This is a genomic window from Staphylococcus sp. GDX8P114P-2, assembly GCF_017892945.1.
GTDB lineage: Bacteria > Bacillota > Bacilli > Staphylococcales > Staphylococcaceae > Staphylococcus > Staphylococcus arlettae.
On sequence record NZ_JAESMB010000011.1, the window covers coordinates 1 to 24,625 of the forward strand.

The 24,625-nt window shown below is 34.9% G+C and carries 19 protein-coding genes, 2 tRNA genes, 1 rRNA gene and 1 pseudogene; 1 reads left to right on the top strand and 22 read right to left on the bottom strand.

The genetic code is table 11. The features are described from left to right. Positions 1-18: 18 nt before the first annotated feature. The 22 genes from KA845_RS05885 to glmU form a co-directional block, all read right to left on the bottom strand. Positions 19-94, bottom strand: a tRNA-Thr gene (locus tag KA845_RS05885). A gap of 6 nt (positions 95-100) precedes the next feature. Then, positions 101-176, bottom strand: a tRNA-Val gene (locus KA845_RS05890). A 12-nt stretch (positions 177-188) separates the two neighbouring features. Next, positions 189-303, bottom strand: a 5S ribosomal RNA gene (gene rrf / locus KA845_RS05895). Positions 304-759: 456 nt separating this feature from the next. Next, positions 760-2,247, bottom strand: coding sequence for a lysine--tRNA ligase (gene lysS / locus KA845_RS05900; RefSeq protein ID WP_002509819.1), 1,488 nt, complete (start codon positions 2,245-2,247; stop codon positions 760-762). Positions 2,248-2,589: 342 nt separating this feature from the next. Beyond that, a complete protein-coding gene (gene folK / locus KA845_RS05905) occupies positions 2,590-3,069 on the bottom strand; it encodes a 2-amino-4-hydroxy-6-hydroxymethyldihydropteridine diphosphokinase (protein WP_002509818.1) in 480 nt (159 codons plus the stop codon). Then, entirely contained in the window at positions 3,069-3,434 is a 366-nt protein-coding gene (folB, locus tag KA845_RS05910) for a dihydroneopterin aldolase (RefSeq protein WP_002509817.1), read from the bottom strand. Before folB ends, folK begins: the two co-directional genes overlap by 1 nt. Further along, the gene (gene folP / locus KA845_RS05915) at positions 3,412-4,218 is read right to left on the bottom strand and encodes a dihydropteroate synthase (protein WP_002509816.1); all 807 of its coding nucleotides are present in this window, start codon (positions 4,216-4,218) and stop codon (positions 3,412-3,414) included. Before folP ends, folB begins: the two co-directional genes overlap by 23 nt. Positions 4,219-4,416: 198 nt before the next feature. Beyond that, positions 4,417-5,349, bottom strand: coding sequence for a cysteine synthase A (gene cysK / locus KA845_RS05920; protein WP_002509815.1), 933 nt, complete (start codon positions 5,347-5,349; stop codon positions 4,417-4,419). A 174-nt stretch (positions 5,350-5,523) separates the two neighbouring features. Further along, positions 5,524-6,393 carry an Hsp33 family molecular chaperone HslO gene (gene hslO / locus KA845_RS05925; protein WP_002509814.1) on the bottom strand — a complete coding sequence of 290 codons (870 nt, stop codon included), beginning with the start codon at positions 6,391-6,393 and terminating at the stop codon, positions 5,524-5,526. 210 nt (positions 6,394-6,603) lie between these two features. After that, positions 6,604-8,697 (bottom strand): ATP-dependent zinc metalloprotease FtsH, encoded by a 2,094-nt coding sequence (ftsH, locus tag KA845_RS05930; protein ID WP_107374094.1) that lies wholly within the window; start codon positions 8,695-8,697, stop codon positions 6,604-6,606. A 256-nt stretch (positions 8,698-8,953) separates the two neighbouring features. Next, a complete protein-coding gene (gene hpt / locus KA845_RS05935; RefSeq protein WP_002509812.1) occupies positions 8,954-9,493 on the bottom strand; it encodes a hypoxanthine phosphoribosyltransferase in 540 nt (179 codons plus the stop codon). Beyond that, positions 9,486-10,781, bottom strand: a complete 1,296-nt coding sequence (gene tilS, locus KA845_RS05940; RefSeq protein WP_002509811.1) for a tRNA lysidine(34) synthetase TilS — start codon at positions 10,779-10,781, stop codon at positions 9,486-9,488. The genes hpt and tilS overlap by 8 nt, the downstream gene beginning before the upstream one ends. 163 nt (positions 10,782-10,944) lie before the next feature. Beyond that, positions 10,945-11,346 (bottom strand): S1 domain-containing RNA-binding protein, encoded by a 402-nt coding sequence (locus tag KA845_RS05945; RefSeq protein WP_002509810.1) that lies wholly within the window; start codon positions 11,344-11,346, stop codon positions 10,945-10,947. Positions 11,347-11,443: 97 nt separating this feature from the next. Continuing rightward, entirely contained in the window at positions 11,444-11,842 is a 399-nt protein-coding gene (locus KA845_RS05950; protein WP_002509809.1) for an FtsB family cell division protein, read from the bottom strand. A 17-nt stretch (positions 11,843-11,859) separates the two neighbouring features. Next, on the bottom strand, positions 11,860-12,123 hold the full coding sequence (locus KA845_RS05955) for an RNA-binding S4 domain-containing protein (protein WP_002509808.1): 264 nt from the start codon (positions 12,121-12,123) through the stop codon (positions 11,860-11,862). Next, positions 12,110-13,309, bottom strand: a complete 1,200-nt coding sequence (locus KA845_RS05960) for a MazG nucleotide pyrophosphohydrolase domain-containing protein (RefSeq protein WP_103388836.1) — start codon at positions 13,307-13,309, stop codon at positions 12,110-12,112. Before KA845_RS05960 ends, KA845_RS05955 begins: the two co-directional genes overlap by 14 nt. Beyond that, positions 13,309-14,835 carry a polysaccharide biosynthesis protein gene (locus KA845_RS05965; RefSeq protein WP_167868207.1) on the bottom strand — a complete coding sequence of 509 codons (1,527 nt, stop codon included), beginning with the start codon at positions 14,833-14,835 and terminating at the stop codon, positions 13,309-13,311. The genes KA845_RS05960 and KA845_RS05965 overlap by 1 nt, the downstream gene beginning before the upstream one ends. Beyond that, entirely contained in the window at positions 14,825-18,337 is a 3,513-nt protein-coding gene (gene mfd, locus KA845_RS05970) for a transcription-repair coupling factor (RefSeq protein ID WP_103388834.1), read from the bottom strand. Before mfd ends, KA845_RS05965 begins: the two co-directional genes overlap by 11 nt. Next, on the bottom strand, positions 18,334-18,906 hold the full coding sequence (pth, locus tag KA845_RS05975) for an aminoacyl-tRNA hydrolase (protein WP_002509804.1): 573 nt from the start codon (positions 18,904-18,906) through the stop codon (positions 18,334-18,336). The genes mfd and pth overlap by 4 nt, the downstream gene beginning before the upstream one ends. 168 nt (positions 18,907-19,074) lie before the next feature. Further along, positions 19,075-19,731, bottom strand: a complete 657-nt coding sequence (locus KA845_RS05980) for a 50S ribosomal protein L25/general stress protein Ctc (RefSeq protein ID WP_103388833.1) — start codon at positions 19,729-19,731, stop codon at positions 19,075-19,077. Between the two features lie 130 nt (positions 19,732-19,861). After that, positions 19,862-20,827: a ribose-phosphate diphosphokinase gene (locus KA845_RS05985; RefSeq protein ID WP_002509802.1), complete on the bottom strand. Its 966-nt coding sequence runs from the start codon at positions 20,825-20,827 to the stop codon at positions 19,862-19,864. Between the two features lie 145 nt (positions 20,828-20,972). Beyond that, a complete protein-coding gene (gene glmU, locus KA845_RS05990) occupies positions 20,973-22,328 on the bottom strand; it encodes a bifunctional UDP-N-acetylglucosamine diphosphorylase/glucosamine-1-phosphate N-acetyltransferase GlmU (RefSeq protein ID WP_151508410.1) in 1,356 nt (451 codons plus the stop codon). A 688-nt stretch (positions 22,329-23,016) separates the two neighbouring features. On the opposite strand from glmU, the pseudogene KA845_RS05995 reads away from it, so the two are divergent. After that, a pseudogene (locus KA845_RS05995) lies at positions 23,017-24,583 on the top strand (IS3 family transposase). Positions 24,584-24,625 lie beyond the last annotated feature (42 nt).

Sequence of the window (24,625 nt, forward strand, 5' to 3'; positions counted from 1 at the left end):
AGCTAATGGCTCATGAGATGGTGCCGGCCAGAGGACTTGAACCCCCAACCTACTGATTACAAGTCAGTTGCTCTACCAGTTGAGCTAGGCCGGCTAAAAATGGTGGAGAATGACGGGTTCGAACCGCCGACCCTCTGCTTGTAAGGCAGATGCTCTCCCAGCTGAGCTAATTCTCCGTGTATGTATTCGCCTGGCAACGTCCTACTCTAGCGGGATGTAAATCCAACTACCATCGGCGCTAAAGAGCTTAACTTCTGTGTTCGGCATGGGAACAGGTGTGACCTCTTTGCCATTGCCACCAGACAATTAACTTACCTTTTAAATAATACATTGTTTTGCAATCACTTGCAATAGTCAATTTTACACTTCATTAAAATGTTTTTAACATTTCATTTACAAAATCATTTTTCGAACCAAGTTGTTTTTGACGACTTTTATATATTACTTCATTTTCTACAAAGTGTCAATCACTTTTTCACTTTTTTTATTAATTGTTGTTCTTAATAGTTAAGACTCACAATTACTGTGTTGAGTAGTGTTTCCTCAACTCGACTTGATTAAGTCTATCACAGAAATCTATTCATTTCTACTGTTTTTTAAGATTAATTTTATATTTTATTCATACAATATTCTTTTAAAGTTTCTTATTACTTCATTTTCTATTTAAAATATTAATACTATATTTGTAAAATGAATGCAAACAAAAAGCCATCATCTATTTATAACACACATAGATGATGGCTTTGTTAAGCGACTATTTTATTTTTGTTTCATTGTTGGGAACAGTAATACGTCTCTGATAGACGCTGAATTAGTTAACAACATAACCAATCTATCAATACCAATACCTAAACCACCTGTTGGCGGCATACCATATTCTAATGCTTCGATAAAGTCTTCATCCATTTCATGCGCTTCATCATTACCTTCTTCTTTTTCGACTAATTGTGCTTCAAAGCGTTCACGTTGATCGATTGGATCATTTAGTTCTGTAAAGGCATTTGCGTGTTCTCTGCCAACGATAAATAATTCAAAACGATCTGTATAACGTGGATCTTCTGGATTCTTTTTCGCCAATGGAGAAATTTCAATAGGATGACCATATACGAATGTTGGTTGCATCAATGTTTCTTCGACTTTTTGTTCGAAAAATTCATTTAAAATATGTCCATATTTCATATTATCTGTAATTTCAATGCCATGTTCTTTTGCTAGGTTTTTAGCTTCTTCATCTGTTTCTACTTCATAGAAATTGACACCAGTAGTCTCTTTCACTGCATCTACCATGTGCACACGTTTCCATGGGGACTCTAAATCTATTGTGTCTTCACCATATTGTACTTTCGCACTTCCAAATACATTGTTTGCAATTTCTCTTACCATAGATTCAGTCAAGTCCATGATATCTTTATAATCTGCGTATGCCTCATATAATTCTATCATCGTAAATTCAGGGTTGTGACGCGTTGATACGCCTTCGTTTCTAAACACACGCCCAATTTCATATACTTTTTCTAAACCACCAACAATTAAACGTTTCAAATGTAGTTCAATTGCTATACGCATATATAATGTAACATCTAGAGCATTGTGGTGTGTTACGAATGGTCTAGCTGCTGCACCTCCAGCGATTTGATGTAACATTGGTGTTTCTACTTCTAAGAATCCTTGTTTATTTAAGTAGTTACGCATTTCTTGTAAAATTTTACTGCGGTTGATGAATGTTTGTGTACTTTCTTGGTTGGTAATTAAATCTAAATAACGTTGACGATAACGTTGTTCGATATCTTGTAAGCCGTGGAATTTATCTGGCAATGGACGTAATGATTTTGTTAGTAATGTGAATGATTTTGCTTTAACTGAAAGTTCACCTGTATTTGTTTTAAACATTACACCGTCGACACCAACGATATCACCTAGATCAGATGAATTCCATATTGCAAATTGATCTTCTCCTACTTGGTCTTTACGTACGTATATTTGAATTTGACCTGATAAATCTTGTACATGGGCAAAGCCAGCTTTACCTTTACCTCTTTTAGTCATTATGCGTCCTGCAATAACCACTTGACTTTCTTCTTCTTTGTCATGTAACTCATCTTTAGTAAAGGCATCCCAATCATGATGGAGTTGGTCTGCTTCCGCAGTACGGTCAAAACGTTTTCCGAATGGATCAATTCCTAAATCGTATAACTCTTGTAGTTTTTGGCGACGCACCTGCATTTGGTCATTCAATTCTTCTGACATTTACTTTCTCTCCTTTATGCTTCTTGTTCTACTTTTGTTCTGTTTGACACGCTTCTAGTACATTAATCATTGCTAGCTCTGTTTCTAATTGGTTTAGCTTTTTTTGTGCTTTTGTTATCATCTAGATCCTTTAGATACCAACAGGCATTTTTACATTATACTATGACGCCAACTTTTCACCTTTTAATTTTACTAAACGATGCAAATGTAATAAAGTAATTTCTACTTTTAATAGTTGCTGCGTAATGTAATTTTCATCAATTCATCGACGGGTACTAATGTTTTCTACTTATCATTCATTACAACATCAATGCTAGTATTATCTAGACATTTTGTGCAAGCTTACGCTTTATACTTCTTTACTGAGTCATCTGGGATGACTAATTCTTCAATAGTTTTGTGTGAACGTGGTTCTTTATACGCACCCGCTATATCATTTAATGGAATTAAAACAAACGCACGTTCAAACATCCTAGGATGAGGTATAACAAGATCCGCTTCCTCTATAATGTCATCACCATAAAGTAAAATATCTACATCCAACGTTCTCGGACCCCAGCGTATATCTCTTACACGATGTAACTGATGTTCTGTTTGTAAGCATTTTTGTAATAACATTTTCGGTGTTAATGATGTTTCTACTTCTATGCATAAATTTAAAAATTGTGGTTGTTCCACGTAACCTACTGGTTCTGTTTCATAAACCGGGGATACTTGTGTCACGTTAATGTTTTCTGTATGGTCTAAAATCTCTATCGCCTGCTCTAATTGTGATAATCGGTCGCCTACATTACTACCTAAACCTAAATATGCATATGTCATTAGTCATTCTCCCTCACTATTTCGATTCCCACTCCATCATAGTGACCTGGAATTGGTGGGTTTTCTTTAGTGATTCTGACTTTCGTTTCCATTACACGATTATAGTGTGAATTTATACGTTTTGCAATACGTTCTGCTAGATGCTCTAACAAATTTACTGCTGTACCTTCCATAATTGCTTTCACATCTTCAAATACTTCACCATAATGTACTGTGTCAGCCACATCATCAGAATGTCCCGCTTCTGTCAAATCAACCTTTAATGTAATATCGACAATAAATATTTGTCCGATTTCATTTTCTGCAGCTAGTGCTCCATGGTACCCATAAAATTTCAGTCCATTAAGAAAGATTGTGTCGTGCATACTCATTCTCCTTTAAAAAATTTAAACTGTGACTAACCCTAGAGTTTAGTTGCACGTTATGTACCCTCACTCCTTGAACGCCTTTCATTATACCATATGCAGTCGTTGCTGCAGTCGCTTCATCACGTTCTAATGGTTCTGTATCATGTCCTATCATTTCTTTGATAAATCTTTTTCTGCTTGTTGCTAATAGTATCGGATACTCTGTCGCTACCAATTCATCTAGTCGTGCCATCACTTCATTTTCTTCTTCTCGTGTTTTAGCAAAACCAATACCTGGATCTAACCAAATTTTATGTTTTGGTATTCCTGCCATCTCTGCTTTATTTGCTTGTTTTAAGAGAGACACTAGCATTTCATCCATGACTGGCTCTGTTCTATGACCATCACCATTATGCATAAGTACAATTTCACATTCATATTTAGCTACAACATCAATCATTTTTTCATCGTATAGGCCTGCCCATTGATCATTAATCATTGTTGCGCCTAATTTCATAGCAGCCTCAGCAACTTCACTACGATAAGTATCGATAGACAATTGAACATCATATGGTGCTAAAGCTTTAACTACTGGCACTACACGTTCCAATTCTTCTTCAATGCTAATTTCTTCATATCCTCCTGGACGTGTAGATATACCTCCGATATCAATAATATCTACGCCTTCGTCTATCATTTCTGTTGCGCGTTGAACTGCATTTTCAACTGTATTGTATTTGCCACCATCAGAAAATGAATCTGGTGTGACGTTAAGTATCCCCATAATCTTAGTTTGTCCCATGATGCTCTCCTTTTCACTTATAAATTCTATATTGGCAGATTATATACATTATTAATAATAACGCGATTTTCTATTTTTTTCAGTAGTAAGAGCTTAAATAATTGAACCTTATTCAGCTTATTGTTGTTATGTATAATCACAAAGAAACCGAGCACAATAAATGCGCTCGGTAAATGTAAATTGTTATATATTATATTATTAATTATCAAATGAATATAACGGTGTTGATAGGTAACGCTCACCATTACTTGGTAATACTGTTACAACTGTTTTGCCTTTACCTAATTCTTTGGCTTTTTCTAATGCAGCTACTATAGCAGCTCCAGATGAAATACCGCCTAAGATACCTTCTTCTTTAGCTACACGACGTGACATATCCATAGCTGTTTCGTTAGCTACTTTAATAATGTCGTCATATACTTCAGTATTTAGAGTGTCTGGTACGAAACCTGCACCTAAACCTTGTAATTTATGTGGTCCTGGTTCGCCACCGCTAAGTACTGGTGAATCTTCTGGTTCAATTGCGACAATTTGAACATCAGGGTAAGTTTCTTTTAGCACTTTACCAACACCACTTAGCGTACCGCCTGTACCAACACCAGCTAAGAATGCATCGATTGATTTACCTTCGAATTGATTAACTAACTCTGGACCTGTTGTTAATTCATGTACTTCTGGGTTAGCAGGGTTTTCGAATTGTTGTGGCTCGAAGTAACCTTTTTCTTCTTTTAGTTCTTTAGCTTTTTTAATAGCACCTTTCATCGCTTCAGCACCTGGAGTCAATACTACTTCTGCACCGTATGCTTTTAATAAGTTACGGCGTTCCTGACTCATTGTTTCTGGCATAGTGAAAACTGCATTATAACCTTTAGCAGCACAAACAAATGCTAAACCAATTCCAGTATTACCACTTGTTGGTTCTACAATAGTGTCCCCTGGTTTGATTTTACCGTCTTTTTCAGCTTTTTCAATCATTGCTAATGCAATACGGTCTTTAACAGAGCCACCTGGGTTTTGATATTCTAATTTTACGTATACATCTGCAGCATTTTCATCTGTTACTCTATTTAATTTAACTACGGGTGTATTACCTATTACGTCTACAATATTTTCGAATCTGTTGTTTGTCATAAAAAAATGCTCCTTTTAATAAAAGTTTAAGTTGGAAATAAAACTTACTTTTTCTCTCGGATATCTTTTATTTTATCAGATTTTTCTGTAAATACAACTATAAGCGTTTATTTCTGTGAAAATATTTATTTTTATAACTATAGAAAATAAATTTACACGATAACTTTCGATTTTTTATATTAATGCTTGTAACTCTGCTTCACTAAATTGATATTTGTTACGACAAAAATGACATTCAGCTTCAGCGCCGTGATCTTTTTCAATCATATCTTTGATTTCTGCTTCCCCTAATCCTTTGATAGCGTTTAAGAACTTATCATGACCACAATTACATTCAAACTGTGCCGGTAATTCTTCTAAAATTTGGACATTCTCTTCGCCTAAAATTTCGTATAATAATCCTTCTGCTGAAGTGCCTTGATCAATCAATTGTGAAACTGGAGTCATGTTGTTGATTGCTTCTTCTAATTGTGCAATTGTTTCTTCTTGTGCTCCTGGCATTACTTGAATAATAAAGCCCCCAGAAGCTTTAATTGTATTATCTGGATTTACCAACACACCTAAACCTACTGATGATGGTACTTGTTCACTTTTAGCAAAATAATAAGTGAAATCGTCACCTACTTCTCCAGAGACAATTGGACTTGAACCGGAGAAGTAATCTTTCATACCGATATCTTTAACTACTGTTAGCGAACCATTGGTACCAACTGCTCTACTGACATCTAATTTGCCGACACTATTTAATGGAAAATGTGTTTGTGGTTGAGTAACATAACCTCTAACATTACCTTCTGCATCTGCATCTGCAATCACTTTACCTACTGGTCCTTGCCCATCTAAAGTTACTGTTAATTTTTGCTCACCTTTTAACATTGCACCCATCATTAATGTAGCAGTCATGGTACGGCCTAGGGCAGCTGAAGCTGTCGGCCAAGTATAATGTCTTGTTTGCGCTTCTTGCACTGCCTCTGTTGTCAATGCACTGTATGCTCTAATTTGACCATCAAATGCAAGTGCTTTAATAATATAATCCTTCGTCATTACTCTATTCTCCTTTTTGTGTTTATAGTTATATCATATCCATAATTGATCAATCATCAACATGATTTCGTGAAATAACTTTTCATTCCATATATTCTAATGGGAATAGCTAAAAATTGCTAAATATTTGTCTGACACAATGTAGCTTTTATTACATCAAAAAACTCTTTCCACTAATTCTATATAGCGGAAAGAGTTTTTTTACAGTGATTAATTTCTGGTGCTAGGATCATTTGGATCACTTGGATTGCTTGGCTTATCGATATTTGGCGCTTGTTCATGGCCAGTATCTTCTTGTGAAGTATTATCGTCAGTGTCATCATCCGTTGAGTGATTTTCTTGTGTATCTTCGCTGTCATCTGTATCTAAATCTTGTTCTTTACGAATTTCATCGTAAGATTTACCATACTTGCCTTCTTCAAATTCAGAATCAGTTTTGTCGACAACTTTAGCATCGTCGTAATTAACTTCTGGTAGTACGCCATCGTTAAATAATGATTTGATTTGTTCAGCAACTAATGTTTCTTCTGTTAATAATGTTTCAGCAATTAAAACTAATTGTTTTTTATGTTCTAATAAAATGTCTTTAGCTCGTGCATATTGCTCTTTAACAATACGTTGTACCTCTTTATCAATTTCATAAGCGATTTGACCGGAGTATTCTGGATCACCTTGCATATCTTTGCCTAAGAATACTTGACCACCGCTACCACTTGAAAATTGAAGTGGACCTAATTTTTCACTCATACCATACTCTGTAACCATCTGACGAGCAATATGTGTTGCACGTTCAAAGTCGTTTGAAGCACCTGTTGATACTTCACCAAAGTTAATATCTTCTGAAACACGTCCACCGAGTAGACCACAAATTTTATCGAGTAATTCAGGTTCAGTCATTAAGAAACGATCTTGTTTAGGTAACATCATTGCATAACCACCTGCTTGGCCACGTGGTACAATTGTCACCTTATGCACAACTTCAGCTTCGTCTAGTACCATACCTATAATAGTATGACCCGCTTCGTGATGTGCGACAATATTGCGTTCTTTTTCTGAAATAACACGTGATTTTTTAGCAGGACCGGCAATTACACGGTCTGTTGCTTCTTCAATGTCACGCATATCGATTTTCTTCTTACCTTCACGCACAGCAACTAATGATGCTTCATTTAGTAAGTTTTCCAAATCGGCACCTGAGAAGCCTGGTGTTCTTTGAGATATTGCTTTTAAGTCAACTGTTTCATCAAGTGGTTTATTTTTCGCATGTACATGTAAGATTGCTTCACGACCTTTAACATCTGGACGACCCACTTGAATTTGTCGGTCAAAACGACCTGGTCGTAATAATGCAGGGTCTAGAATGTCTGGTCTGTTTGTCGCAGCTATCATAATGATACCTTCGTTTTCACCAAAGCCATCCATTTCAACAAGTAATTGGTTTAGTGTTTGTTCACGTTCGTCATGACCGCCACCAACACCAGCACCACGTTGACGACCTACAGCATCAATTTCATCAATGAAAATAATACATGGTGCATTTTTCTTAGCATTTTCGAATAAGTCACGTACACGGCTCGCACCGACACCGACAAACATTTCTACGAAGTCAGAACCACTGATAGAGAAGAATGGCGTACCTGCTTCACCTGCAACTGCACGTGCAAGTAATGTTTTACCAGTACCTGGAGGACCAACTAAAAGAACACCTTTAGGTATACGTGAACCCATTTGTTTGAATTGCTTATTGTCTTTTAAGAAGTCCACAATTTCCACTAATTCTTGTTTTTCTTCATCTGCACCAGCTACGTCAGAGAAGCGAACACGTTTTTTCTGGCTATCGTACATTTTAGCTTTAGATTTACCAAAGTTCATCATACGACCGCCGCCACCGCCACCTTGGGCTTGGCTTAAGAAGAATATAAACAGTAGTGCAATAATTAATACTGGAATCAGTGTTGTTAATATGCTGACAAATACACTTTGTTTTTCTTCTTCTTTAACTGTAAATTTCAAGTTATCTTGTTTTTGTGCTGTATCAGTTATTTTTTGTAATTCTTTGTCGTTGTTATATAAAATAGTTGAAGAATAATCTTCATCATTTTTAGTTTTACCACTTACCATATAAACACTTTGTTCAGGTTGAATTTCAAGTGATTTTAAGTCACCTTTATCTAATTTTTCAACAAATTGGTTATAAGTAAGCTGTTTTGGCATATTGCCATTTCCATTTAACCATGAAAATAAGCCAAAAATTATAACGCCAATAATTGCGATAACTAGCACATTGCGAAAGGCTTTCTGCATGCGTTGTTTCCTCCTACTTCAATAATAAAACTAACAAAAATTGTAACACAACACTTAAATGGTAGGCTAGTATTTCACCTTTTGCGTTGCGCTTTCAATCCCGTTGTTTTCCTTGTTATTTATTCTAAATTCATTGTTAAATAGTTCATTTATTTTATACTATGTAAAAAATAAAACACCAACTTTTAATTACTTAAATAAATCGGGTGGAATTTATAGTATATAACAACATGGTTTATGATGAAACGTTATTGCCTTATTTTGAATAAACTTCTGGTTTTAATGTACCAATGTAAGGCAAGTTACGATAATGTTCTCCATAATCTAGGCCATATCCTACAACAAATTCATCTGGAATCTTCTTACCAACGTATTTAGCTTCGATGTTGGCTTTACGACGGTTAGGCTTATCTAATAACGTAACAATTTCTAATGAGTTGACGCGACGTGATTCCAATAGTTCTGTAATTGACTTTAATGTTGTTCCTGTTTCTAAGATATCTTCTAAAATAACGACATCTTTACCTTCTATTGATGAGCTTAAATCTTTTAAAATTTTTACTTCCCCAGTAGATTCAGTGCCCCCATGGTAACTAGATACATCCATGAAATCGATAGCTAGGTGTGTATCAATACGCTTAATTAAATCAGCCATGAACATAACTGATCCTTTTAAAATACCAATACAAACTAATGGTTTCCCTTGGTAATCTGCTGTTAATTTAGCTCCTAAATCACGACAAATCTCTTGAATATCGTCTTCACTGAGTAATACTTCTTTTAAATCCTCATGCATTGTCTCTTTCATCTCCCATAAATTTTATCAAAATTGAATTTTGAATGTATTCTGCTTTATACAAAGTGCCAACTGCAATAATCTCATTTTGTGCGTTTATTACTATTGGAGTCTGATCCCTCTCCGCGTCCACTACTTTACGATCAATAAAAAGTCTATTCACCTTTTTATGCCCTTGTTTACCACTTAATTGATAACGATCACCTGGTTTCCGAGTTCGGATTGTCAGTGGGTATTCTTCGGAAGGTAAAGTCTCATGAATATGAATTTGATAATGACCAAAACGATAGTGACCTTCCTGTGAAATTTGCATTGTCCTCAAGATCTGATTATCTTTTGCCATTATTATAAATTTATCATATGCAATGTGAATTATCCATTTATCCGTAGAAAATAATGTTGCTTGCGCTACACTACTCGCAAGTTGTCGAAACCATTCAATATATGTTTTTTCGGCAAAACCAAAAAGTGCATCCATGTCATTCAATACGTTATCAAGTACAGAGACTTTCAATGAATACTGTAAGTTATTAAATGGTTCTCGTGCAAGTGTTAATTTCGTGGTGCTGTAATTACCATGTTCAGCCACAAATGAACGTGCCTGCTTATGTAGTATTTCTCGTTGTTCATCGTGCCAAGTTTTTAATTTTAATAGGTGTTGCGTTGATAAGTGGGTATTTTCTTCGATGGTAGGTAATATACGATTGCGAATATCATTACGTACATATTTATTATCATGATTTGTAACGTCTTCAAAAAATGGTATCTCATATTTCTTTTGTACAGCTTTAATATCCGCTTTAGTTACTTCAAGTAAGGGGCGTGCTATTTTATAGCCATTGCGATAACTAACTGATGCCATACCTAAGCCGCTTCTTGTGGATTTTCCTGTCATCAAGCGATAAAAAATTGTTTCTATTTGGTCGTCTTGATGGTGTGCTGTCAATAAGACATCCGCGCCAAGTTGATGCATCTGCGCATCAAACCAACTATATCTTAGCGTACGTGCTTCATGTTCAATGCTTTTTCCTTGTGCCATCAACGTTGATAAATCAAGTGTCGTAGTAAATAAGTTGATATGATGCTGCTCACAATAGCGTTGAATAAAATGCATTTCATCCGTAGATGCTTCCCTTATATCATGATTGACATGGAGGCATGTTAACTGTTTGTAACTATCTGCAAATGTTGTTGTTAGTGCATGCAACAATACCATACTATCTATACCTGTTGAGACAGCTAACACAATATGATCTGCTGTTGACCAACTCTCTGTATTAAGTTCCAACTCAACACCTCCAAAACTATGATATATTACTTGTGCAATTCAAGTGTAAATTTGAACCTACAATAAAAACAGACTGTTTTCTATCTAACAGAAAACAGTCTGTGGTTGTTATTGCCAGATACAGCAACGTACACTTTAGTCAGAACAACAATCAACCTTTATATTAACGTCTTGAACCTCTGCCACCGCGTCTAGATTCTGTTTGACGTTTTATGGATGTTAATTTATCTTCACTATCTTTTAAGAAATTATTTAATTTCTTTTCAAAATCTTCTGGTTTAGATTGTACCTGTTTTTGACTTGGTTTACTTTGTTGTGGTCTACGTGGACGATCTTTTGCTTTTTTAATAGAGAGACTAATTTTGCCGTCGTCAGCAATTGTAAGTACCTTTACTTCAACTTCATCCCCAACAGATAAATGATCTTCAACATTCTCAACATAATTATCTGCAACTTCACTTATGTGAACTAAGCCACTTTTACCTTCAGGAAGCTCGACAAATGCGCCAAACTTTTTAATACCAGTGACTTTACCTTTAAGCTTGTTTCCTACTTCGATTGACATATTGTAAATAAATCCTCCCGATTAGATTCGATTTTAACCTTATTATATGCTTGTTTCTATAATTTAACAATGGTATTTAAATTAAATAAATATTTTTTTATTTATCTTGTTTAGATGCTTTATCTTCTTGTTTAGATTTATCACCAGGTAATTTAAAAATAACTTCACCATCGTTACTTAAATAATAATCATCACGTGCTACTTTTTCAATATAACTTTTATCATTTAAATTATTTAATTCTTCTTTAAGTGCGAGCTCTTCATCTTGCTGCTTTTGGTATCTTTCTTGTTTATCTTGTCGTTCTATTGAAGCTTCCTCGTTACTTTTTGTTTGAGTGACAAGCATAACAACGAGAATTAAAATAATAGCTAATAAAATACCACCAAATAAGGTGATACGTTTGCGTACTACGCGACGGCGCATTTGTTGCTTTTTTTTCTGTTGGTTTTTGTCAGAAGTATAGGTATTGCCTATATTTTCTACTTTTTTTCCCATCGCTTGTCACCTCCTAATTAATTATCATTCACACGTTCTTCTTTAAGTAATTCGAACATGCCTTTCGCATTTTCTTTTGTCGCATGTTCACTGAGACCAGTAACTTTTATCGTGATGATTTTTTGACCAAAACGAATTACTAATTCATCATCAACTTTAACATCTGTACCGGCCTTAGCTACACTACCATTAACGGTAATTCGACCTTGATCGCTAATTTCTTTAGCTAAAGTACGACGTTTTACTAAACGTGACACTTTGAGATATTTATCTAATCTCATTGTCGGTTCCTCCTTGTACTAAATATTGTTTTAATTGCGTTTCATCGAGCGCCATTGCTTTGGTTTCATCATATAATTTTAAGAAATGGTCTGCAAATACTTTTTCAAACTTCACACGAGTTTCTTTACCTTCTTTAGCTTTAGCTGTAGACCAAATTTCTTTTAACTCTTCAATATTTTCTGCTTGCTCATCTCCGAACACATGAGGATGTCGACGTATCATTTTAGCAGTCACACTAGATAGTACTTCATCTATATCGAAGTAGCCTGCTTTTTTACCAATACTTGAATGCAAGAATACTTGTAGTAAAATATCGCCCAATTCTTCTACAATATGCCAATCATCTTCATTATCTATCGCTTCGAACAACTCAAAAGATTCTTCGATTAAATAACGTTTTAGTGATGTATGTGTTTGTTTGTTATCCCACGGACAACCTACTTCATCATCAACTAAACGATCGATAACTTGTGTCGCGAAAGCAAAATCATTATAAAATGCTTGCTCGTTTTCAACTATAGGAATAAAAACGCTCGTCACATTACTATAAATATCGCTATAGTGGTCTAATTCGAATAAAGGTGTTTCGATAACACGTGCTTGGCTACCTTGTGCACCATCAACAATATAGACCATTTGTTCATCAGGATAGCGTTCCATTAATGTCACTTTGAGTTCACCAGCAATTAGGGCGCTATAGACTTGTGTAATTAAAGTATGTGTTCTTATATTTAGCTGTGCTGTATGAATCGCTGTAGCATCTAATAAAGTGAAGCCATCATTAGGGTCCACATTTACCGCATTAAATACATCGTCAATAAAACTTTTACCCCCTAGAACCTCTACTTCAATGTCTGTGCTATCTTTTGTCAGTTCAAACAATTTAGTCGTTGTCGTTTCTGCCACCCGAGGATGTCCAGGAACTGTGTAGACGATATCAGTATGTTTAGCCGCTTCTATTAAATGATTGACAATATGATCATACACGGCTTCAAATGACTCGTAAGTTTCATATATATTATCAAAACTTTCAAACTGAAGTTCTGCTTGTAATTCTGTAATGACTGGATGATCTAAAGTACGAGTATATACTTGCTGTTGTTGTTGTAAAAAACGATAAACACCTAACGGTAGCTCATCAATACCATAATTTCCTAAGCCTACGATTGTGATTTTATGACTCATCAGTGTCGCCCTCTCTTAATGTGATAAATTTTGTCTCCAAACGGCAAATGTTTTAATTCTCGATATTTAAGTATTTTCATCCATATTATAGCACTAATCAAGGTTACTACACCGACCACAGCAGCAATTAGTAACTCGATTAATCCACTAAGTCGTCCTGTAGAAGGTATCAACCATAAACAAAGTTGGACAACGCATGACATCACTACCATCGCAATCGTTAATTTGATGCTAAATATTTTTAAGTTGCGAATGTGGTAATGTTTCAATACCTGTCTTTGTAAAATGAGTACTGTCACGACGAGAGATAGCACAGTGGCACAACTCCCTCCTAGTAAACCTATTTGAGGTATGAGGATAGTATTTAATATCCCCTTCGTAATCATGCCCACCGCACAGCCGATAAATACTATTTTTTCATTATTTACAACTTGTAATAATGACATTTCCATCATAATTAAAGAGACACAAATAACCGTCAACATATAAACGATCAGCGTTGCTGTTTGGCTATCATTTTCAAAAAATACACGATTCATAACTGGCAGTAAATTGATTAATCCAATGCCTGCCGCCGTACTAATTACTATTGTAATTTTAAGTGACGCATTGGCATAACGATTCATCAATACGGTCTGCTCTTGTTTTTTAGCATCCGTTAATAAAGGAATAAGTACAAAACAAAACGTTGTCGTCACAATTAAACCCATCTGAATAAATGATGCACCTCGATCAAATACGCCTTTAAGCATGATGGCATTCTCAAAGCTTAATCCTTGGAGTTGCAATGCATGTATCATTGTAAAGCTATCAATAATTTGCCATAAAATGACAATCAAATGACTCACCGCAAATACAATAATTGCTAGCGATAACTGTCTCCACGCGATTGTCTGTGTTGTTTGCCTAAATTTAAATGGTTTTTGTTGCACTAAATAGAGGCTAGAAACTAAAAAACCCAAAGCAGAGCCTGTAATAGCTAATGCGCCCGATGCATAGATAGACCAATTATATTTACTGTACAACACTATAGCCACCATAATAATTGCGACACGTATCACTTGCTCTAGCACTTGTGATATTGCCGGAATATTCATTTGCTGTTGGCTTTGATAATACCCACGTAATACGCCCAATACTGCTATAAACAAAAAGCTAATACTAGCAGCACGTAACATCGGCGCCAAATTGCTGTCACCCATTAGCTGTGCTATCCACTGTGCGCCTAGGCAAACGATTAAAAACAAAGCCACGCTGCACCATTGTAATCGTAGATATACCTTAGTGTAGACACCATGCTGTCTATCATTCCCCAACGTTTGTGTCACTGCACTAGGAATAGCATTCATCGACAAAATGACACCCAATGCCACAAGCGGATACACTTGTTGATAGGCATATAATCCAGCATCTCCTAATACATTTTGGTATGGCACCCGATAAATAGCACTTAGTATTTTCACCATAATTAAGGCGATTGTCAGAATAACCACACCGTTAAACGCTGTATTAGTTTTAATTCGCATCCTCTATTACCATACTTTCTTCTAAACATTTCGCTAAAAATTTCAGGTTTTCAAACCATTGTTTCGCTTTCGTTAACGTTACTTTCATTTTACCATCTTGTACGCCGACTTTCATTGCACGACCTAATGGTTGAGTTTGCTTAAATAATGTTTCGCCATTAATATCTTGTGTAGCTTTTTCTGACAGATAAATTTCTATCTGTTTCCCTTTATCTTTAATTGAAGTCACACCTACATGTAATGCATGTACTTTAATCTCCATCATATCTAACAAGCGTTCAACTTCTATTGGATATTCATTAAAACGATCTAACAATTCGTCTTTAACATCTATTAACTGTGTTTCGCTTTCAATTTTCCGTAATTTTTTATAGATCTCAATTTTCGCTTGTTCATTTTGAATATATTCTGCTGGTAGATATGCATCAATATTTAACTCTATTTCTACTTCTGGCGCTTCTTCACTTTCAGGTTTAATACCACGTTTTTCATTAACTGCCTCTTCTAACATTTGTGAATATAAGTCAAAGCCAACAGAGTCAATGAATCCATGTTGTTGCTTTCCAAGTAAATTACCAGCACCACGAATATTCAAATCGCGCATTGCAATTTTAAATCCTGAACCAAGCTCTGTAAACTCTTTAATAGCTTGTAATCTTTCTTCAGCAGTTTCTGTTAAAACTTTATTCGTTGGATGTAAGAAATAAGCGTAACCTATACGACTAGAGCGTCCTACCCTACCACGTAATTGATAAAGTTGACTTAAACCGAAACGATCAGCCTCTTCGATTATTAAAGTATTAGCATTAGGTACATCAACGCCTGTTTCAATAATTGTCGTCGTCACTAACACATCATATTCATGATTAATAAAGCCTAACATCGTTTCTTCCAAATCTCGTTCGGTCATTTGACCATGTGCTACACCAATATTTGCATCTGGTAACAACATTTGTAACTGTTCACGTTTTTCATAGATTGACTGAACTTTATTATACAAATAGAACACTTGACCTTCACGTGATATTTCACGTTCCAATGCTTCTTTTATAAAATTCGTATTTTGTTCTAGCACATACGTTTGTACAGGAAATCTATTTTCCGGTGGCGTTTCAATAACAGATAAATCACGTACACCTAACATACTCATATGCAACGTTCGTGGGATAGGTGTTGCCGTAAGTGTTAGAACATCAACATTTGTTTTTAAAGATTTAATACGTTCTTTATGGCGTACACCAAAACGTTGTTCTTCATCTACGATAAGTAACCCTAAATCTTTATAACTAATATCTTTACCTAATAACTTATGTGTTCCAACGACAATATCTACTTTTCCGGATTTTAATCCTTCTTTAGTTTCTTTAATTTCCTTCGTTGTTCTAAAACGACTAATCAGTTCAATGTCTATAGGGAAATCTTGCATTCGTTCAATTAATGTTTCGTAATGTTGTTGAGCTAAAATGGTCGTCGGCACTAAAAACGCGACTTGTTTGCCTTCGTAGATTGCTTTAAATGCAGCTCGTACAGCTACTTCTGTCTTACCGTAACCCACATCACCGCATAGCAGCCTATCCATAGGTCGTTGTTGTTCCATATCTTGTTTGATTTCTGTGATAGACTTCGCTTGGTCCGCTGTTAAATCGTATGGGAAATCTAATTCAAAATCATTTTGCTCAGCAGTATCTGGACCATATTGATAACCAACTGACATTTCACGTTCTTTATATAAAGTAATTAACTCATCCGCAATATCTTCAACACTTTGTTGTACTTTTGCTTTAGTTTTTTTCCATTCAGTTCCACCTAATTTATTTAATTTAGGTGATTTATCTTCAGAGGCAACATATTTTTGCACTTGATCCATTTGATCAACAGGTACAAACAATTGGTCAGTCCCTTTGTACTGTAGCTTGATATAATCTTTGTGTACGCCTCCGACTTCCAGTGTCTCCACACCTAAATAGCGTCCAACCCCGTGATGCACATGTACCACGTAGTCGCTAACTTTTAAATCTTGATATGATTTAATTTTTTCTGCATTTGATAAAGTTTTCTGTTGTTTACGTTTTTTCTTTTGTTTAGATTTAAACAATTCACGTTCAGTTACGACTACCAATTGCATATAAGGTAATTCAAAGCCTTCTGATAGACTACCTTCAGTAATTACTGCGCAACCACCTTCAATGTCATTACTATGTCCATCTATAAACGTAGGTATATGCATTTCACTTAACATAGACTGAATTCTTTCTTTTTTTACTTCAGTTTCAGCTAAAATGACAATAGTATAATCATTTTGAATGAAACGTTGAAATTCTGAGCGCATAATATCATATTGACCGTAGTACTGTTGCACCGGTTTACAAGAAAATTTAATAATATGATTGAGTTTCACAGGCATAGTCGCAGTAAATAAAGTGAAGTAAGCGACATTGAACGCATTTAAATGTGATTCAAAATTATCGTAACTTATAAAAGTTTGTCCGATAAAGCCTTTACCACTTTCGATTAAGTTTTGGCTAAACTCATCCGTTTCAGTAGTTAAAGTTTGTTCTGTTTCTTTTATTCTATTATATTCATCTACAGCAATGATTGCGTCATCTTGGAAATAGTCAACAAGTGTTGCCGGTTGTTCATACATGAATGCGACTAAACGTCGTAACACTTGATGATCAAAATGAGTTTCTTCAAATAATTTAAAACTTTCATATGTTTCTTTTAAATCATTTCTGACTGCTTTATCAATTTTAGGTCGCGTCTCTTCATATGCTTTTTGCAACTGTTCCTTAGTATGTTGTAATACTTCATCTGTAATAATATAGTCGCTAGCAGTCGTAATGTGTACTTGCTCTATATTTTCGTTAGAACGTTGTGTTTCAACATCAAAATCTCTAATTGAGTCGACTTCCGTATCAAATAATTCGATACGTACGGGTTCCCCAATTAATGGATACACATCTATAATGCCCCCACGCAAAGAAAATTCTCCAAGGTTTGATACAACACTTTCACGGCGATATCCCATATTAACTAACTTTGTTAAAAATGCATCGACATCAATATCATCACCAACTTGTAACGTAAGCTGATGTGCTTTCCACATATCTACAGGTGTCAACCATTTTTTCAAGCCATTTAATGGAACGATAAATAAGCCTCTCTGATTTTGAGCCAGTGCCGTTAAAGTTCGGACACGCTCACTCATAAATTGAGGGCTTTGTGTTGAAAATTCTTCTGTCATAATATCTTGCATTGGATATTTATAAATATCATTAGCAGGCACAAATTGTAATAAATCTGTTTCTAGTTTATCAGCTTGATATAAATTATTAGTCACAATTAAGAGCTGTTTACTACTTTGCAAAAACTTTTCTGCAATAATTGTTGCTTTTGCAGACGCTGATAATCCTGTCACTAAGATATTATCTTCACCAAATACTTCGTTTAATTCTTGGTAACGTTTGTCATTGTTAATATAGTCTGTAATTATTGATTTCACTTTATTTCACCATTATATTCATTCATCACATTATCAAAGCGAGATGTCTCAATAAACGCTTCTACTGCTCGTGCTGAATGGTCTATTACTTTATCCATAATTACCCTTTCCGTTTTGGAAAATTTTTGCAACACATAGTCAACTATTGCCATACCATTGCTTGGTCGATCAACTCCAATACGAATACGTTTAAACTGGTCAGTACCTAACATTTGGATAATAGATTTCATACCGTTATGTCCACCGGCACTTCCTTTTTGTCGCAAGCGAATTTCACCTTGAGGTAAGTCTAAGTCATCATATAAAACGATTAAGTCTTCTACTTCAATATTATAGTAATCCATCAATGGTGCTACAGCTTCTCCTGATAAATTCATCATCGTTAAAGGTTCGATAAACATCACTTTCTCTTGACCAATACGTTCGATTGTATAAGCACCTTTAAACTTTTGTTTGTCTAATGTGAAGTTATGTTGTGCTAACATATAATCAATCACTTCAAATCCAATATTGTGCCGAGTTGATTCAAAGCGCTTCCCTATGTTGCCAAGGCCAACAATACATTTCATTGTATTTCCTCCATTTACTGTCATTCTTTATTTATGTGTACATACTCTGTAATTTCTCATTCACACATTAAAAATATTATATATTATAATAACATAAAAAAGCACCAGCTTAAGCAAATAAGCATGGTGCTTTGAAATTTACAATTATTGAATAGTGACGATAAAAGCTTACGCTTCTTTATCTTCGCCTTCTTCTTCTTTGTCTTCACCTACAACTTCAGGCTCTTCAGTAGTAGACTCGCCTTCCATTGCTTCGATTTCTTCTTCAGTTGGCTCTTCAGTTGGAGCAACAACTGTTACGATTGACTCTTCTTGGTCATTTTCGATTGTGAAGTCACCAGTAACATTAATATCAGCAACAGCATAGCTATCACCGATTGCTAAAGCTGAAATGTCAACTTCAATTGCTTCAGGGATACTATCAGGTGTAGCAGTTATTTCTAAGTCGAATAATGGTTGTTCAACAACGCCGCCTTCTTTAGCACCTTCTGCTTCTCCTACTAAGTGAACTGGTACTTCAACAGTACGTTCTTCACTCATGTTGATTGCTAAGAAGTCAATGTGAGTGATTTGGTTTTTAAGTGGGTCGAATTGGTAGTCAGAAACCATTACTTTGATTGATTTTGAACCTACGCCTAATTCGATAACACCATTACGTCCAACTTCACGGATGACTTTAATGAATTCAACTTCATCTACTTTAACTGAAACGTTTTTAGTACCGTAGCCGTATACAACTGCAGGTACTTTACCAGCGTTTCTGATTGCTTTTAAGTTAGAACGAGTTTGCTTACCTTGACGAATGATTGACTTTAATGAAGCCATATTCATTTCCACCTTTCAATTTTTGCTCAATAGTTGAGCTCCTCACTTACCCATCAACATTATCGTTGCTTGCAAGTGTTTATTTATTCGTATTGTCACGAACAGAAACATTATACCTTGTTCATCTTAATTAGTCAAATAGTACTGACACAGATTCACGTTCATACACGCGAATAATAGCTTGTGCTAATAAACCTGCTACTGATAATTCTTTTGTTTTTTCTGGTTTGCGCTCATCATCTAATTGGATAGAATTAGTTACTACTAATTCTTTAATTGCTGAATTTTCAATGCGCTCTTTCGCCGGTCCAGATAATACTGGATGTGTACAACATGCATAAACTTCTTTAGCACCTTTATCTTTCAAGGCTTGTGCAGCTAAAGTAATTGTGCCTGCTGTATCAATAATATCATCAATAATAATTGCCGTACGACCATCAATTTCACCAACGATATTCATCACTTCAGCTACATTCGGTTTTGGACGACGTTTGTCTATAATTGCAATTGGAGTTTTTAAGATATCTGCTAACTTACGTGCTCTTGTAACACCACCATGGTCAGGTGAAACTACAACACACTCTTCAGGATCGATATCCGCTTCGTTTTGGAAATAATCTGCTAAAATTGGAACACCCATTAAGTGATCGATCGGCATATCAAAGAAGCCTTGGATTTGTGGTGCATGTAAGTCTAACGCAATCATTCTATCTGCGCCAGCTGTTTCAATTAGGTTAGCGACTAACTTAGCTGTAATAGGTTCACGGCTGCGTGCTTTTCTGTCTTGTCGAGCATATCCATAGTAAGGTACCACAATATTGATGTTTGCTGCTGATGCTCGTTTACACGCATCAATCATAATCAATAATTCCATCAAGTGTAAGTTTACTGGATTTGATGTTGGTTGAATGATGAAAACGTCGCAACCACGAATACTTTCTTCGATATTGATTTGAATTTCTCCATCACTGAAACGTTTAACTGAACATTTACCTAATTCAATACCAACATGATCCGCTACTTCTTGCGCTAATGGCTCGTTCCCTTTCAAAGAAAAGATTTTTAAAGCAGAATTTTTATATTCATTGTTTAACATTTATAGTCCTCCAATTAATTACTTCCATATATTTAACTTACTAGACATTCTAATATATTGTGCTTAAGTGGATATATCGCTCACATTTATCTACTTTTCACTTTTAATTTCACTGCTATTACATTTTATGTCTACAAGATAATATTTATTTTTTTAAATAACCGTCTTTTGTCGTCTGTCTTACTCGAGCTATTGCTAAACTATCATTAGGTACATCATCTGTAATTGTTGACCCTGCCGCAGTCAATGCAAAGTCACCTAATGTGACAGGAGCAATCAAGTTGGTATTACAACCAATAAATGCATCGTTACCAACAATAGTTTTAAATTTATTTTTTCCATCGTAATTAACTGTTATCGAACCACAACCAACATTTGTACGTTCGCCAATTTCAGCGTCTCCAATATAACTCAAATGAGGCAGTTTCGCACCTTCTTTAACGATTGATTTTTTCACTTCTACGAAATTGCCTACTTTTACTTTGCGTCCAAGATTAGCACCCGGGCGTAATTGTGCAAATGGACCTACGATAACATCATCAGCAATTTGCGCGTCATTTACAACAGAATGCTTGATATGAACACCGTTACCCAATTCACTATCTGTAATCTCTGAATACTGTCCAATAATAGCATCTTCACCAATAACTGTTGTGCCAGCTAGCTTTACACCTGGTTCAATTGTTGTATCCATACCAATGACTACATCTGGACCAATATAAGTAGAAGCCGGATCCAATAATGTAACGCCGTTGCGCATGTGGTATTCATTGATACGTGATTTCATTGCGAATTCCGCATTGCTCAACATCACGCGATCATTGACACCCATAATTTCATCAAAATCACTTGTGTGGTGAACTTGAACATTGCCTTGTGCTTCTAAAATCAAACTCAAAACGTCTGGCAAATAATATTCACCTTGTGAATTATTGTTATTTACTTGTTCAATTGTATCGAATAATACTTGGTTATCGAAAGCAAAAATACCTGAACTTATTTCAGTTATTGATTGTTGTTCTACAGAAGCATCTTTTTGTTCTACAATTGCCGTTAAATCATTATTGGCATTTCTCACGATGCGACCATAGCCATGTGGATTTGGTGCAGTAGCAGATAATACAGTAGCTTGTGCTTGATTACGTTCATGATGCTCAATTAGAGATTGTAAAGTGCTAGCAGTAATAAGTGGTGTATCACCACAAACAACCAAAGTAGTCCCTGTTTTCTCTTGTAAATGTTCGCTTGCCATTTTCACAGCATGTGCAGTACCTAACTGCGTCTCTTGAAAACTGTAAAGCGATTTGTCACCTAAAGTTTCTTTGACACTTTCTGCGCCATGTCCAACGATTGTAACCAGTTGTTCAACACCTGATTGTTTCACATTATCGATGACATGTTCAATCATTGTTTTACCCGCAACTTCGTGAAGTACTTTGTATTTCTTTGATTTCATACGTGTACCCTTGCCTGCTGCAAGTACTATTGCATGTCTTTGCATGAGTGCTAACCCTCCATTAAAATATACACTTCATAACTATTATAATTTAACGCTAGTAACAGTTTCAAGACTCAAACCATCAATAATGTACAAAGATAATAATAAATATACCGAATTGCATTGCAAAAAAGCATAAAAAATGTCATCTTTTTTACATATTTATACATTTATTTCTAATAATTACCAAGTGATATTAATTTTTTCTAAATCGCTTACTTTCCTTAAATCATCGTACTAAACGTTGAAAGGTTATGAACATTATTACATTGTTTTTTTAGTTTTTTTGTTACTTACTATTATTGTTACCCTTTAAATTGTCACCTTTAATTTTTTACAATAATTATTTGAAAAATTGTCACATTTATTTTATGTAGTTTATCGATGTTCAGCCAAAAAGAATGAGACTGATATTTATCTTTAATTCAAAACGTGTACCATTCAGCTCGTTAAACATAACTAAAATTGAAAGCTTGAGTGGCATAATATTTTCAGTACAGTCATTTCGGCCGACTCCTGCGGGAATAGCACTAGTCGAAGACTACAGGCTGAGGCTGTGCCCGCGGAAAGCGTGCACAAAAACTGCCATCAACATCGCATATACTTTATTTCAATCCATCTGCTACTAACAATACGAAAAAAGACCAGGACGAATCAATGATATGCTCCCTTCAAAGTAGACATTAAAAAAATGAAAACTTTGAAGGGAGTATTTTTATGTCTAGAAAATTAATTGACTTAGATTTATTACAATCAGTTTTTAATAATTATGAAAATGGTATGAGTTTCGAAAGCATTGTAGAAATAGTTGATGTTAATCTATCTCCAGAATATCTCCGTTATATGTACAATAGGTATTTAACAAACGGCTTATATTCTTTAATACGTAACTCACAAAATAATAAGTATTCATTTCAATTTAAAATGAATGTAGTTCAGGAATATTTGGATAATGATATATCTTATAAAAAATTGGCCATTAAATATAATATTCCTGCCCATGAAACTGTACGCAAATGGGTAAATCGTTATACTGGAAGAAAAGAGAATACCAATTATTCTCCAAAACAAGAGGTGTATACGATGAAAGGTAAAACAACAACATTCAAAGAACGTCTTATAATTGTAGAATACTATTTAGATAATGAAATTAGTTATAAAGATTGTGCTAAAAAATATGATGTTAGTTACGGTCAGTTGTACCAATGGGTACAAAAGTATAAATCACATGGCCGTGATGGCCTCCAAGACGGTAGAGGCAAAGGCAAACCTAAATCTATATTAACACCAGAAGAACAGAGAGAAGCTGAAATCCAAGAACTAAAAGATTGAAATAAAATATTAGAAATGGAAAATAAAGTCTTAAAAAAATATCAAGAAATAGAAAGAGAGATGATAAATCAACAAGCAAAAAAATCGCAGCATATGAAACGATTGAAGCGCTAAGAAATGAATTTCCAATTAAACATTTATGCCAAACTTTAAATATTTCACGCGCAAGTTATTATAAATGGTTACACCGAAAGCCCACACAAAAAGAATTTGAAAATAAAATATTAATAAAAGAAATCAAACACATTTATGAAAAATATAAAGGCATTTATGGATATAGACGAATTTATATTTATATTCGCCTATATTTGCATAAAAAAGTAAATCATAAACGTGTTTATCGGTTAATGAATCAACTAAATTTAAAAGCAGTTATCCGCCGTAAACGCAAGCGCTATAAGCCTTGTACTCCTCAAACGATAGCCGAAAACGAATTAAATCCTGAGTTTCAAGAAAGAGAGGCTAATAAAAAATGGCTAACAGATGTAACTGAGTTCCAACTTGAAAATGGAAGTAAAATATATCTTAGTGCAATATATGATTTGGGAACAGGTAAAATCGTAAGTCATTATTTGGGAAATTCAAATAACAATCAACTCGTATTTAAAACATTTGATAAGGCAGTCAAGACTGTAACTAGTACCGAAGGTATTATATTTCATAGCGATCGTGGTTTTCAGTATACTTCCCGATTATTTAAAAATAAGTTAAATCACCATAAGATGATACAAAGTATGTCTCGTGTTGGAAAGTGTATTGATAATGGTCCTATGGAAGGTGTTTGGGGAATTATTAAATCTGAGATTTATAGAGGTTCTAAACGGTTTAAATTCGAAAGTATAGAAGAAGCATTTCAAGTTATAAATAAATATATAAAGTTTTTTAATAATGAAAGAATTACATTAAAAATGGCTAATCTCGCATAAAACGAGACTAACCAATTTTTTAATTATTTACTTGTCTACTTG